The following is a 13154-nucleotide window of genomic DNA, read 5'->3' as shown; positions in this document are numbered from 1 at the left end:
GAGGATACCGACATGGCGTTATGGGGCGGAAGATTTCAGGGCGAAACCAGTGCACTTTTCAAGTTATTTAATGACTCACTGCCAGTGGATTACCGCTTATTTGAACAAGACGTTGTCGGCTCTATCGCATGGGCAGACGCCATTGCTAGCGTCGGTATTATTACTGCCAAAGAATGTACCAATCTAAAAGCAGCATTAAACGAATTGCTGGTGGAAGTAGGTAACGATCCTCAAGCGATTATCAGTAATGGCGCAGAAGATATTCACAGTTTTGTTGAACAAAAGCTGATTGCCAAAGTGGGCGATTTAGGTAAAAAACTCCACACGGGTCGTTCACGTAACGACCAAGTCGCCACAGATTTAAAATTGTGGTGTAAAAAAGAAGGCGCTGCATTACTTGCGCGCCTAGGTACATTACATGCGGAGTTGATTGCATTAGCCGAGCGTGAAGTTGACGCAGTGATGCCAGGTTACACCCATTTACAGCGTGCTCAGCCGGTTACATTTGGTCACTGGGCGTTAGCCTATGTAGAAATGTACGAGCGTGACATTAGCCGCCTGCAAGATGTATTAAGCCGTGCCGACTCATGCCCGTTAGGTTCAGGCGCACTAGCAGGTACAGCTTACCCAATTGATCGCCACGCGTTAGCGGCGGCATTAAACTTTGCTCGCCCAACCTTAAACAGCTTAGACAGTGTGTCGGATCGCGACCATGTGGTTGAATTATGCAGCGCAGCGTCAATCAGCATGATGCATTTAAGCCGTATGGCCGAAGACTTAATTTTCTTCAACTCTGGTGAAGCTAACTTTATCTCTCTAGCCGATGAAGTCACCTCAGGTTCATCACTGATGCCGCAAAAGAAAAACCCTGATGCTTTAGAGCTTATTCGTGGTAAAACCGGCCGTGTATATGGCAGCTTAATGGGTATTTTAACTACTATGAAAGCCTTGCCATTGGCGTACAACAAAGACATGCAAGAAGACAAAGAAGGCTTGTTCGACGTAGTCGACAGTTGGGCTATTTGCTTAGACATGGCAGCATTAGTATTGTCGGGCTTAAAAGTGAATCGTCCACAAGCCTTGGTAGCAGCTCAGCAAGGTTATGCTAACGCAACTGAACTTGCAGATTATCTTGTCGCTAAAGGCATGCCGTTCCGTGAAGCACATCATGTAGTGGGCGAGGTGGTGGTATTTGCCATTGGTGAGCAAAAGCCGATTGAAGACTTAAGCGTGGCTGAGCTACAAAAATTTGCCAATGTGATTAGCGATGATGTGTATCCAAACCTTACGATTGAAGCGTGTTTAGAGAAACGTGATGTATTAGGTGGTACCGCTATCAATCAAGTGCAAGCAGCCATCGCGGCTAAAAAAGCATAGCCTTAAGAGCATAACGATAAGTATCTATTTCGATAGTATCGAGATAGATATTAGTAATCAAGCCCTGTTGATATTTATCGGCGGGGCTTGTTTGTTTTCGCCACCAGAAACCATAAACTATAACTAGAGCACACTATAGAGCAGTCATTTATTTAGCTTGCGGTCGTTTGTATCGCTCTTATGTATTCAATTTAAGATCAATGCACATCAGGCTGTCACCACTCTAGCTATCGATATTACTCATCGATATTACTCATCGATATTACTCATAAGATCGCCACACCAACATTGGATTAAATTTTTTTTACAAGTTTGAGTAATTACTTAAAACATCTGTGTCAAATACTATAACGTCCCATTTAAGTTGTTATTGCCTACCACTAAATACTGGAATGCTAGCCTGTTTAAATTGTTATTTGTTAATTCAAACACTCGGTCTATTTTGACAATAAATAGGTCAATTATTGTGGTTGCATTGTTTTGATTCTGCTCTATGTTGATGTTGGAGTTGTAACAAAAAATCCAATATTAATAACAAAATAATAAAGTTCTGTTAACAGTGCTGTTAGCGCTGCAGCAGATAAAATAAGAGGACAACCCAATGACAAAATCGATACTTTTACTGTTGGCAGGCTTATTAACTGGCGCAGCCCAAGCAGCCGTTGGTAGCTACCCAGTAGTGTTAGTGCATGGCTTTCAACCGGATAATTTACAGAGTAAACCGACAGGTACGCAGGTAAGCGACAATGGCTCAGAGTACTGGGCGCAATATTGGCGTGATCGTGCTGATGCACGCATTGATTGGCCATCGCAAGAGCGCATTGCCAATAAAATAACCAGTCAGTATGTATGGCCTAAATTGCAACAGATGTCGCGAGAGGGGACATGTGCCAGCGGTTGTGTATTTGTGACCCATTCTACTGGCGATTTAGTGATGCGTTATATTATTGATAACCAAGCGCTATGGTTGCAAAACGCAGGTTTAAAGCCGCTTAATATTGTCGCCACATTTGACTTTTCTGGCGCGGGTGGTGGGGTTGAATTGGCTGATTTGGCGGTTAATGTCGCTAGTGGTTCAGGTTTGATAGATGCAACATTAAAACTAGCTGTGTCGTTATGGTTAGGAGAACTGCCGTCGTCATTCAATATTGGGGTATTGAATGATTTACGCGTAAATACTGCACGCCAATTGGCAGCGTTTCCTGAAAGTCGAGTACCACGTTTACGTTTTGCTGGGGCAGGGTCTGACTTTCTCGGTGTGACAGGGGCATTTTTACCCGGCGAAGATGATGGTGTTGTTGCCAGTCATTCTAGTTGTGGTGCCGCGGCCGTCGGCAGTTACAACAGTTGTTCGCGCAGTGTAGCATTTGATGGCAAGCTCACCTCTACTAATGGCCCTAGCGGATTTATGCCTTATCACTACCCAATGTTGATGAGTGAAGGCTATAGCCATGGCGACACTATTTTAAATAGCGCTAAAGATGAAGTAACTTCTGCCAATAGTAGTGCCAATTATCTCAATGGCGATAACTTGCAATTCAACACCTATGATGAAAAACGTGGCTGGTGGATATTTAGTTCACGTTATAGAGTGGTTAATCATTCGAATAAAACCAGTATGTCAGCACTTGTGTATCAAGCGGCTAACTAAGCGTATATGAAATATAAAAAAATCATTATAACAATAGCCCTACTCGCTACGGCAGTCGGGTTTTGGGTTGACACTTCTGAGTCGGCACTTGAGCCACCTCAGAGTGCCGCTGTTATCGAGCAAGATGATACTGCGCCAACCAAGCCGAAAGTGGTAAAACCCATGCCAGCTAATACGATGAACGTGGTTGAAAAGCTTCCACAACCGATCAGCGACAGTTTTCAGCTTATGGCAGAGGCTTATGCTAGTGAGCTTGAGTTACCGTCTTACTCAATGCCTTTATCGGTTGATGATACGCACTTACTTAACCCAAATGCTTATATTCCTCAGCCGGTGCAACTCCAAGATGGAGCCAGTGCTAGCATTGTGTTGCCTAAGTATCGTTTCAGTTTTCCTGAACCAGTGGTCATTAATCTTGAAGTTAATGGCTTGCTTGTTACTGGGGCGAGTGCTGCATTACACAGCGAGCTTACAAGTGGATCGGAGCCGTTAATTAGCGAAACCATGCTAGGTGCCGATGGCAAATGGGCGATACAACTGAATGCTGAAGAGGATTGGAATGGTCCAATGGAGGTCAGTGTTACCTTTCGCGCTAAGGGCAAAAAGCAAACGTTAAAAACAGGCATAGAATATAGTCATCCTACGGCAACCATAACCGGAGTGGGGGATATCCGCGCTGAAGGTAGTGATATGTTGATACCGGTTAAATTGGATGTTGAGCAAGCGGGTTATTATCGCTTACGGGCCAATCTATATACAGCAGATAAGCAGCCGATTGCCTTGCTAACGGGTTTCGACAAGCTAACTGAAGGCTCTGTGGTACTGGATCTTAAAGCCTATAAAGGGGTGTTAGCGCAATATAAAGGCCCTTATGTTCTGAGTACATTTGTATTGGAGCGCCGCCCAGCAGTACCCGGTGAATTAACTCAGTACGGCCACAGTGAGGAACCTGCCTACGAGTTAGGCGATTTTGCTGTTGAGTCGCTATCTGATGAGCCATGGCAACCTGATGAGCAAGAAATGCAGCGACTTGAGTTTTTGCAAAAAATGGCCGGAGACTAGGCTTTAGTTATTGTTACTTACATGAGCTAAAAGCCCGCGTTAGCAAATAACGCGGGCTTTTTTTGTGCATAGATAACATCCAAATTACCATTTTTATAGCAATGATTCGTGTAAAAAATCAGGTCAGTCTCTTCGTTATTTGAACCGTTTCAATGTGTTTTTGCTAATCAGTTCTATACTAAAAATGGGTTAATTGTTTATTTAAGCAAAGACACTTTGATGATAATAAATTGAAATTGGGAGCAGATATGTTTTTAGATTATTTTGCGCTAGGGATTATATTTTTTGTCGTGATATTTATTTTTTACGGCATTATTGCGATTCATGATATTCCTTACGAGATTGCGAAAAAACGTAATCATCCACAGCAAGATGCATTGCACATTGCTGGTTGGGTAAGCTTATTTACATTGCATGCCATTTGGCCATTTTTATGGATTTGGGCCACGTTATATCGAGAAGATAGAGGCTGGGGATTTAGTGATTCGAGAAAGCGAGAATTGATACTCGAGGGTGAAGTTAAAGAGCTAATGAATCATGTCACAGCGTTAACGGATCGTTTGTCGCTATTAGAGCAACGTTCTGCTGTCACGACTCCTCCCGTTTCTGATGAACACTCACAAGAGGCATAAGCATGGACTTACTACTGATACTGACTTATACCGCATTTTGTATCGCAGTTTTTAAAGTATTTAAAATTCCGTTAACCAAATGGACGGTACCGACAGCTATTCTTGGCGGAATGGTATTAATTGGTACTTTATTAATTTTAATGAATTATAACCATCCCTATTCAAGGTTTGCTCGCGAGTATTTTGTCACTATTCCGATTGTGCCCGCAGTTAAAGGATTGGTTATCGAAGTCAATGTTAAGCCGAACACACCAGTAAAAGAAGGTGAGGTGTTATTTAAAATTGATCCTACACCTTACCTTTCAATGGTTAAGCAAAAACAAGCGGCGCTAAAAGAAGCAGAACTGCAAGTACCACAACTTGAAGCCGCTTTTCAAATAGCCGCAGCTAAAGTTGAACAAGCAACAGCAGATAAAGATCGTACTGAATCAGTCTATCGTCGCTATGAAGATGGTCGTAAAAAAGCGGGGCGTAATTCACCGTTTACTGAGCTTGAACTCGATAATCGTCGCCAATTATACATAGCTTCATCAGCGCAACTTGATGGCGCTTTAGCTGAGGGGCTGCGGACTCGTTTGGCATATGAGTCGAATATTGATGGCGTCAATACCAAAGTAGCAGGTCTACAAGCTGAGCTCGCTAAGGCTGAATATGACTTACAGCAAACAGTCGTCAGAGCGCCTGCGGATGGTGTAGTGACTCAATTAGCGCTACGAAAAGGCGCTATGGCTGTGCCTTTACCTTTGCGCCCAGCACTGACGTTTATTCCAGATGAGACGAGATATTTTGCTGGCGCTTTTTGGCAAAACTCATTATTACGCCTTAAAGAAGGTGATGAAGCTGAAGTGATAATAGATGCCATGCCTGGACAGGTATTTAAAGGTAAAGTTGCCAAAATACTCCCTGCTATGGCAGAAGGTGAAATTCAATTTAGCGGAAATTTACAGTCATCGAATAAGTTGTTTCAACGCGGTCGAGTATTGGTGTTGATTGAGCTAGAAGATGACGCAATAAGACAATCATTGCCAGCAGGTGTCGCAGGGCAAGTGGCTATTTATACCGATCATTTTAGCCATGTTGCGGTAATGAGAAAGGTATTATTAAGAATGCAGGGCTGGTTAAATTACTTGTTTACAGAAGGACATTAACCTCGATTTTATGAGGTCTATGGTTTAAAGATTGTGTTAAATCAGCATGAAATCAAGTTACAGAGGTTGTGTTTGCTGTACTTGGTTTCTGTTGCCGCATTTGGCACAATCAACCGCCTGACTTTTTACCGATAGCACCCTCTGTGGTGGTCCGCAATATTCTGGTAATGCTGATTTCCGTAGATAACTTCTTTTCGTGTTGGTATAAATTAAGTGATTGATTCATCAGTTCAAGCAATGGTTATAATGAGGTGCTGTGGGTATAAAAAAGCCCAGTCATTATCGCTAAGACTGGGCTGTTAAAGCAGATAAATTACGCTTTAGTTAACGCGTTTTTCACGTCGCTAGGTTTCATCGGAATTTTACGTAAACGCACACCGACTGCATTGTAGATTGCATTGGCAATCGCTGGAGCAACAGGGGTTACTGCCGGTTCACCTAAGCCAGATGGTGGCATTTTGCTCGGGATAAACTCGATTTTAACTTCTGGAGTTTGGCCTAAGCGCAGCGGGGTATAGGTATCGAAGTTTGAGTCTTTATACTGACCATTAAGCAGTTCAGTACCTTCATACAAGGCCATCGATAATCCCCACAATGCCGCGCCCTGACACTGAGCTTCAGCACCATTCGGGTCAACAATAATACCGGCATCGATGGCAATATAAAGCTTTTGCACATTGACAATACCGTTGCTTTTGTCGACATGAACTTGTACTGCACACGATACCCATGTTGGCATGTCACGTTCTTGACCAAAGGTTGATGCAATGCCAAGCGCTGTGTCTTTGGCTTGCGGAGTGCCCCAGCCAATCATCTCAGCAGCTTTTTTCAATACTGCGGCTTGGCGAGCAGCGCCACCTTCGGCAACGGGTGTACTTCCGGCATTTCGGCCTTCGGCAATTAGCATGTCGAGGCGGAACTGCAATGGATCTTTACCCGCGTGATGTGCGGCTTCATCCATAAAGCTTTCTACTGCCCAACCTGTCCAGCCAGGTCCAACTGAACGTAACCAACCCGGTCTGAATGTCGCAATCGCAAGATCATTCGATACAGCACGCACTTTTTGAGCGCCAACAGTGTACCAATGGTCTGCTCCGGCAATCGAAAACGGATCAAATGGTTCGCCATTAGTGCCTTTTGGCATAAACCCTGGTGCTAATACTTGAGTTGGCCAACCTGCTGTGGCGTGATGTTCCATTGCGGTAACCGCTTTTTTGTCATCAAACGCCATTTTGAGTTGTTGAACTGATGCAGAACGCGCGCTATCAAATAACATGTCTTGTGGACGTATCATCACCATTTTAACCGGTTTACCGCCTAATGCTTTAGAGGTCAACGCAGCTGGAATGGTGTAATCGCCGTTAAGTCTGCGGCCAAAGCCACCGCCTAACATGTAGCTACGAATCACAATGTTAGCTTCTTCTTCACCTAATGCCGTGGCCAATACGGGAAGGGTAAGCGATTGCCACTGACAACCTGAATGCACTTCCCATATGCCGTCTTGGTTTTTAAATACCAGTGCATTAAGCGGTTCCATTTGCGCATGCAGTACCGTGCTGGTGATGTATTCTTCTGCAATGGTACTTTTTGCACTCGCAAATACTGGACCAGTGTCAGTATTGCCTGTGTCTAAAATACTGCCTTTGGTTTGGTCGCCAAGTAATTGCTTACCATGAGCAATAATGTCTGCTTCAGACACGTTGGCCGTTTTACCTGCGTCCCATGTTACTTTCACGAGCTTCGAGGCTTTTTGGGCCGCATTAAAGCTGCTGGCGATAACCATTAACCAACCTGGCACACTGCCACTGGCATCATCTAGTACGATAGTTTGTTGATAACCCTTAACGGCTTTTGCAGCAGAGTCGTCAAACTTAACCACTTTGGAGCCATAACGTGTAGGAGGCAAAATAGGGTTGGCGTACACCATGCCATCAACTTTCGCGTCGATACCGAATATGGTTTTACCGTTAGTCTTGTTGGCAATATCAAGAGACGTCACCTGCTGGCCAACCAGTTTAAGATCGGCATTCGGCTTCAATGGCAGGGTTTTAAGTTCTTCTTCAGTAAACTGACGTGTTAAGCCCATGGTGACTAACTCACCATAAGACAGCTCGCCTTTACTTGAGATAATTTTACCGTTACTGGCTTTACAGTCTTTTGCTGCAATACCCCATTTTTTAGCCGCAGCTTCAATTAACGCTGTACGGCCAGCAGCACCCGCTTGACGGTAAACTGGCCAGCTTTGTGAAATAGACCAACTGCCGCCGGTAACCATGTAACCCCAACGCGGGTCACTGTCGACATGGATAATTTCAATATCATCCCATGACGCTTCCAGTTCATCAGCAAGAATACGCGCAATAGCAGTGCCGACATGTTGGCCCATTTCTGAGCGCATAATGTTGACTTTAATTTTGCCTGCGGTATCGATTGAGTACCATAAAGACGGTTCGTAAATATCGCCTTCGCTTGGGAGTACTTTACCGTCTGGGCTAGCAGGATCCATTGCCGCCATCAAATGGCGAGGAAAACCAAAGCTGACACCTACAGCGGTCATCGCAATTAAAAAACCACGGCGGGTTATACCAGCCGATCCACGTTTAGGCATTCTGCTCATCGTTGTTCTCCTTAATTGCGTTTGCAGCTTCATGAATGGCACCACGAATACGAACGTAGGTCATACAACGACATAAGTTTCCGCCCATCACAGCGTCAATGTCTTTGTCTGAAGGTTCAGGAATGTCTTTTAGTAGCGCTGCAGCTTGCATAATTTGACCCGACTGGCAGTAACCACACTGTGGTACCTGCAGCTTTTGCCAAGATATTTGCAATGGGTGATCGCCCTTTTCAGAAAGTCCTTCAATCGTAGTGATTTCGGCTCCTTCAACTGACGATATAGGGGTTATGCATGAACGTGTGGCACGTCCGCCAACATGGACGGTACAGGCACCACATGTACCAATACCACAGCCAAATTTTGTGCCGGTCATGTCCAGTTCATCACGAATAACCCACAGTAGAGGAGTATCACTCTCTACATCGGCAGTCATCGGTTTGCCGTTTAAAATAAATTTTGCCATTGTCACTTCTCCAGTGAATTAGTGCTCAAATCGGGGTTGATTGCGGATCTCGCCCACTTGTTGTTGTAATTTCGGCCAGGTGTTTTCCCCAGCAGCTTGACGTAAATAAGCCGCAATAGCAGTAATGTCTTCATCGCTAAGAGCATCACGGAACCCTGGCATTACCACACCGCTAATGCCTTGATCGCTGCGCACGCCATCCAGTATTACGTTAATTAGGTTAGTTGGATCATTAAGATGTGTTGCCGAGCCGATAGTAATTAATGGACGACCTTTAACTAACTGGTCGCTGTTGTAGTGGCATGCTTGGCAAGCTGTAGCATATAAGCGTGCACCTTCATCAATACGCTGATCCGGTTGTTGATGTTGTGCCGCGATAGCTGCTTGTAACGTGCTACTTGAGTCAGGATCGTCGGTGTTGTTGGTACGGGCAATTTCAGCAAAGTAACCACTAATGGCTTCTATGTCACTGTCTGGAAGGGCTGATAAGCCTTTGTGCATAACTGGCGCCATTGGGCCTGCCGCACTTCCATGGTAAGGCGAGTTACCCGTAGTTAGGTATTCATAGAAGTCTTGTGCGCGCCACGGGATAGGTGAAGTGCTTGTTGATGTTAATGATGGTGCTATCCAGCCATCAATGGCCGCACCTTGGTACATTTGGTCGTACTTTTCGCCGCCCAACGCATTACGTGGAGTATGGCATGCACCACAGTGAGCAATACCTTCCGCTAAGTAAGCACCGCGATTCCATTCGGCAGATTGCTTGCTGTTGACCTCAAAAGCTTGGGTATCAGCAAACAACAGTTTCCAACCCGCCTGAAACCAGCGGATGTTGAGCGGAAACGGAATACCGTTATCTTTTTTAACTTGGTTAACTGCTGGAACAGACGTCATGATGTAAGCGTAAATAGCGTTAATGTCATCATCGGTCATTTTATTAAAGTGTTCAAAAGGGAATGCAGGTAATAAATGGTGTCCATCGCGGCTCACACCTGTGCGCATGGCGCGAGCGAAAGCGGCTTGTGACCAGCCACCAATACCGGTTTCAAGATCGGGAGTGATGTTACTTGAATAAATGGTGCCAAAGTCAGTATGCATTTCATAGTTACCAGCATAGGCTGTGCCACCAGGTGGTGTATGACAAGTACTGCAATAACCTGCTGCGGCAAGGATTTTACCCTGTTCGATAACTTGTGGAGAATAATCAGTTTGAGTTGGTACGACGGGATCAATTGCAGGGTGCCAAGCATATATACTGAATATACCGAGTCCAACAATAGCTGCGCCACATACGCCGTAAACGATGCGCTTTAGCATATTACATTGCCTTATTTTAAATAAAAAATGATATAGAGAAGGGAATATCTCATCTAAACATTCCCTGTTCGACTGCGTATTATTATTGTGATTGGTCAAATATTAATCCTATGCAAGGTATAGCCCTTTGTCCAGCATTGATATTGACTGATCTGTTATTGTATTAGAATAAAATAATACAGTACTGCGCTGACGAGTAACATGTGGATTGTTAAATAAATTGATTTCGTTAATTCACTGTTAATTCACAGTTTTCAAGGTTGCTGCTATGTTGCGGTAATCTTAGTTATCTATGATTAAAATGAGCAGCAATGCCAGATTCATAAAGTGAGGAAGTACTGCCGAAAAAACGATTATTGGCCATTAAGACCTATGTCGGTGTTTATTAACTATTTACTCATCTGTGACCAGATGATTTTATCGCTGAGCAAGTACTCAATATGGTGATTATGTACCTCGGCGATTATGTCCCCTCAATATGATTGTTCATTGCGATAGTTTCCACAATCATGATTAAGCCACAATATATCACTACAGCACTTTTAGATCTCATTCTGACGGTTATTCCTTAGTGCTTGAGCACAATCAACTTGTATTTAGCAAAGATATTCTGGATAATTAATGCAAATCATTATCATTTGCGTTAAATGGCTGGAGATCGAATTAGATGGAACTCGTCAGTGTATCTTCTTTATGGCTTGGTTGTTTGTTTGCCTATTTGGCATCTGACAAGCAACAGCTTATTAGTTTGCCTTTTCCTAAATTACTGGCTTGGAGCTTATGCGGTTTATCGGTGGTATTTGCAGTATGGGGGTTTAGTCACACTTACAGTGTATTAGTCGCCAGTTTGGTGGTGCTGATTTGCATGATGACCATGTGGATATTACTGGTGCTGGTGGCCTCGCACTATAAAGGTCGTAGTATCTGGGTGAGTTCGTTAGGCTTTGCGCTGTTTGTCAGTATCTTACTTGTTGGGGTTAAATAACCATGTGGCCTAAATCTGTTGCTGCATTTTTGTGGGGATTATTACTGGCGATCAGTTTAATGCTCATTGTTTTTCGAACATTACCGGCTGCAGTAGATGTAAAACTATTTGTTGGGCTAATGCTGGGTTTTTGTGTGTGGGTTGGGGTGATGACATTTTGTTATAGCCGCAACAGCGCAAAAGCGGCGAGTGTCGTATGCGCAAAATGGCTTGTGGCCAGTAGCCTTATCAATACGTTGTTATTTTTTTCTCAAACCTAAGTCATGAATACCTCAATGAAACCAGACTCTCCCGTACAGCACAAAGTCGTTAAAAATCTCATCGAAGCCCACAGTTGGCTTGGGTTAATTATTTCACCTTTACTGTTTTTGGTATTTTGGGCTGGCGCGGTGACCTTGTTTCACGATGAAATTGCCCAGTGGGCCATTACGCCTCATCATCCAGTCGATAATACCCAAGCAGATATTCCTTTAGCGAAACTGGTAGAGCAAAAGTTGGCTGAATACCCAGTAGATCAAGCAGGCCGATTTCGAATAAATATGCCGACTGAGCTAGTACCTTATTATATTTTTTACTTCGATGTGTTTGGAGATGCTCCGCAATCGGACCGCCAGTCGATGGCGATATTGGTTGACCCTAAAAGCGGCGAAACCGTTGCGGGCAAAGATGACTTTTACTTATCGCAATTTATTTACCGCTTGCATTACAACCTTGATTTACCCGGTGGCAGTTATTTTATTGGGGTCGTGACGCTGATTTTTTTGTTTGCACTCGTGTCAGGTATTTTTATCCATGCGCGTAAATTACTGAAACATTTCTTTTTGTATCGGGTTGATAAACAGCGCCGGGATAAATTACTCGATCTTCATACTGTAGTCGGAGTAATGACAATTCCCTTTACCTTGATGTATGCGCTAAGCGGCTTGATTCTTAACTTGGCCATAGTGTTCCAACTGGCTTTTGTGGTGTTTATTTATCAGGGCGATCGACAAGCATTGTTTAACGATGCCGGTTTTAACCGTACCAGCGAACCGCGAAGTGAAACGTCACTGGATATGAGCAATGCGTTTACCTTAATTGAACAAACTAAACAGCAATCGAACTTTGAGTTACGTAATATTATTTTCCATCATTACGGCGCCGATAATGCTCTGGTACAAGTGCGTGGAACCGACACGGTTAATTTTGCTCAACGAGATGAAGTGACCTACCGGGTGCAGGATGGCACTGTGATGGATAAGGTTAATGCCGATAATTACAATGTATTTCGCCAGGGTAGAGATGTATTAGTGACATTGCATTTTAGTAATTTTGCTGGCTTAGATATCCGTATTTTGTACTTTATTTTGGCGATGGCCATCAGCGCCATGATTGTTACCGGCAATATGTTATGGATAAATAAGCGCAGTGCTCAGCGCCAATCTTCACAGCGCAGTATTGCTATCGTAACCGCGATGACGATTGGTGGCTGTGGTGGCATTATTGTCGCGACAGCAGTTGGATTTTTGTGTGAGCGACTATTACCTGCAACCTTATCAGGGCGAAGTGAATGGTTAGTGGGGTGTTTTGTAACGTCACTATTGCTCGTTATGTTGTGCAGTATAAAAGTGACCGATATTAAGCGTCATCTCAGCCAGTTGCTGTTACTCACCAGTGGCATATTAGTCATCACGATTGTTGCAGATTGGCTGTTATTTTCTGAGCAAATAATAGCGTTATGGCAAAGTGGTTATCATGGGGTCATCGGGATACAAATTGGCATGATGCTGGTAACGGCAGTGTGTTTATGGACCGCCAATAAGTTAGGTGTATCACCTCGGTCGCAGCCAGCAATGGTTAAAAATATTACACCCGCGAATGGATAGCGAATTGTAATAAAGCTGAATCGATTAAGCCTGTGAA

General features: G+C 44.0%; 11 protein-coding genes. 8 read left to right on the top strand and 3 right to left on the bottom strand.

Translation table 11 applies throughout. The features are described from left to right. Positions 1–12 precede the first annotated feature (12 nt). The 5 genes from argH (at position 13) to EGC86_RS19900 (ending at position 5870) form a co-directional block, all read left to right on the top strand. A complete protein-coding gene (argH, locus tag EGC86_RS19920; protein ID WP_123778809.1) occupies positions 13–1377 on the top strand; it encodes an argininosuccinate lyase in 1365 nt (454 codons plus the stop codon). A 601-nt stretch (positions 1378–1978) separates the two neighbouring features. Then, on the top strand, positions 1979–3028 hold the full coding sequence (locus EGC86_RS19915) for a hypothetical protein (RefSeq protein ID WP_123778795.1): 1050 nt from the start codon (positions 1979–1981) through the stop codon (positions 3026–3028). A gap of 6 nt (positions 3029–3034) precedes the next feature. Further along, positions 3035–4090 (top strand): hypothetical protein, encoded by a 1056-nt coding sequence (locus tag EGC86_RS19910; protein ID WP_123778794.1) that lies wholly within the window; start codon positions 3035–3037, stop codon positions 4088–4090. Positions 4091–4338: 248 nt separating this feature from the next. Then, positions 4339–4722, top strand: coding sequence for a DUF3302 domain-containing protein (locus EGC86_RS19905; RefSeq protein ID WP_123778793.1), 384 nt, complete (start codon positions 4339–4341; stop codon positions 4720–4722). A gap of 2 nt (positions 4723–4724) precedes the next feature. Continuing rightward, positions 4725–5870, top strand: a complete 1146-nt coding sequence (locus EGC86_RS19900) for an HlyD family secretion protein (RefSeq protein WP_123778792.1) — start codon at positions 4725–4727, stop codon at positions 5868–5870. A 313-nt stretch (positions 5871–6183) separates the two neighbouring features. Here EGC86_RS19900 and EGC86_RS19895 read toward each other — a convergent pair whose 3' ends face one another. The 3 genes from EGC86_RS19895 to EGC86_RS19885 are packed head-to-tail and all read right to left on the bottom strand — an operon-like array spanning position 6184 to position 10267. After that, positions 6184–8487, bottom strand: coding sequence for a xanthine dehydrogenase family protein molybdopterin-binding subunit (locus tag EGC86_RS19895; protein ID WP_123778791.1), 2304 nt, complete (start codon positions 8485–8487; stop codon positions 6184–6186). Then, entirely contained in the window at positions 8471–8950 is a 480-nt protein-coding gene (locus EGC86_RS19890; protein WP_011635690.1) for a (2Fe-2S)-binding protein, read from the bottom strand. Before EGC86_RS19890 ends, EGC86_RS19895 begins: the two co-directional genes overlap by 17 nt. An 18-nt stretch (positions 8951–8968) precedes the next feature. Beyond that, entirely contained in the window at positions 8969–10267 is a 1299-nt protein-coding gene (locus tag EGC86_RS19885; RefSeq protein WP_123778790.1) for a cytochrome c, read from the bottom strand. Positions 10268–10934: 667 nt separating this feature from the next. Here EGC86_RS19885 and EGC86_RS19880 point away from each other — a divergent pair. From EGC86_RS19880 to EGC86_RS19870, 3 genes are read left to right on the top strand one after another with little or no spacing between them, the layout of a single operon-like run. Beyond that, on the top strand, positions 10935–11252 hold the full coding sequence (locus EGC86_RS19880; protein ID WP_011635692.1) for a hypothetical protein: 318 nt from the start codon (positions 10935–10937) through the stop codon (positions 11250–11252). A gap of 2 nt (positions 11253–11254) precedes the next feature. Then, a complete protein-coding gene (locus tag EGC86_RS19875; RefSeq protein ID WP_059745922.1) occupies positions 11255–11512 on the top strand; it encodes a hypothetical protein in 258 nt (85 codons plus the stop codon). Positions 11513–11527: 15 nt separating this feature from the next. Further along, the gene (locus EGC86_RS19870; protein ID WP_165872469.1) at positions 11528–13117 is read left to right on the top strand and encodes a PepSY-associated TM helix domain-containing protein; all 1590 of its coding nucleotides are present in this window, start codon (positions 11528–11530) and stop codon (positions 13115–13117) included. Positions 13118–13154 lie beyond the last annotated feature (37 nt).

Source organism: Shewanella frigidimarina (assembly GCF_003797125.1).
GTDB classification, from domain to species: Bacteria; Pseudomonadota; Gammaproteobacteria; order Enterobacterales; family Shewanellaceae; genus Shewanella; species Shewanella frigidimarina.
The sequence above is the reverse complement of the archived record's forward strand: the minus strand, read 5'-3'. Positions and strand labels throughout refer to the sequence as shown.

Excerpts from the sequence above, each read along its gene's own strand:
- argH (WP_123778809.1), top strand. The coding sequence starts at position 13 with ATGGCGTTATGGGGCGGAAGATTTCAGGGCGAAACCAGTGCACTTTTC.
- EGC86_RS19915 (WP_123778795.1), top strand. The coding sequence starts at position 1,979 with ATGACAAAATCGATACTTTTACTGTTGGCAGGCTTATTAACTGGCGCA.
- EGC86_RS19910 (WP_123778794.1), top strand. The coding sequence starts at position 3,035 with ATGAAATATAAAAAAATCATTATAACAATAGCCCTACTCGCTACGGCA.
- EGC86_RS19905 (WP_123778793.1), top strand. The coding sequence starts at position 4,339 with ATGTTTTTAGATTATTTTGCGCTAGGGATTATATTTTTTGTCGTGATA.
- EGC86_RS19900 (WP_123778792.1), top strand. The coding sequence starts at position 4,725 with ATGGACTTACTACTGATACTGACTTATACCGCATTTTGTATCGCAGTT.
- EGC86_RS19895 (WP_123778791.1), bottom strand. The coding sequence starts at position 8,487 with ATGAGCAGAATGCCTAAACGTGGATCGGCTGGTATAACCCGCCGTGGT.
- EGC86_RS19890 (WP_011635690.1), bottom strand. The coding sequence starts at position 8,950 with ATGGCAAAATTTATTTTAAACGGCAAACCGATGACTGCCGATGTAGAG.
- EGC86_RS19885 (WP_123778790.1), bottom strand. The coding sequence starts at position 10,267 with ATGCTAAAGCGCATCGTTTACGGCGTATGTGGCGCAGCTATTGTTGGA.
- EGC86_RS19880 (WP_011635692.1), top strand. The coding sequence starts at position 10,935 with ATGGAACTCGTCAGTGTATCTTCTTTATGGCTTGGTTGTTTGTTTGCC.
- EGC86_RS19875 (WP_059745922.1), top strand. The coding sequence starts at position 11,255 with ATGTGGCCTAAATCTGTTGCTGCATTTTTGTGGGGATTATTACTGGCG.
- EGC86_RS19870 (WP_165872469.1), top strand. The coding sequence starts at position 11,528 with ATGAAACCAGACTCTCCCGTACAGCACAAAGTCGTTAAAAATCTCATC.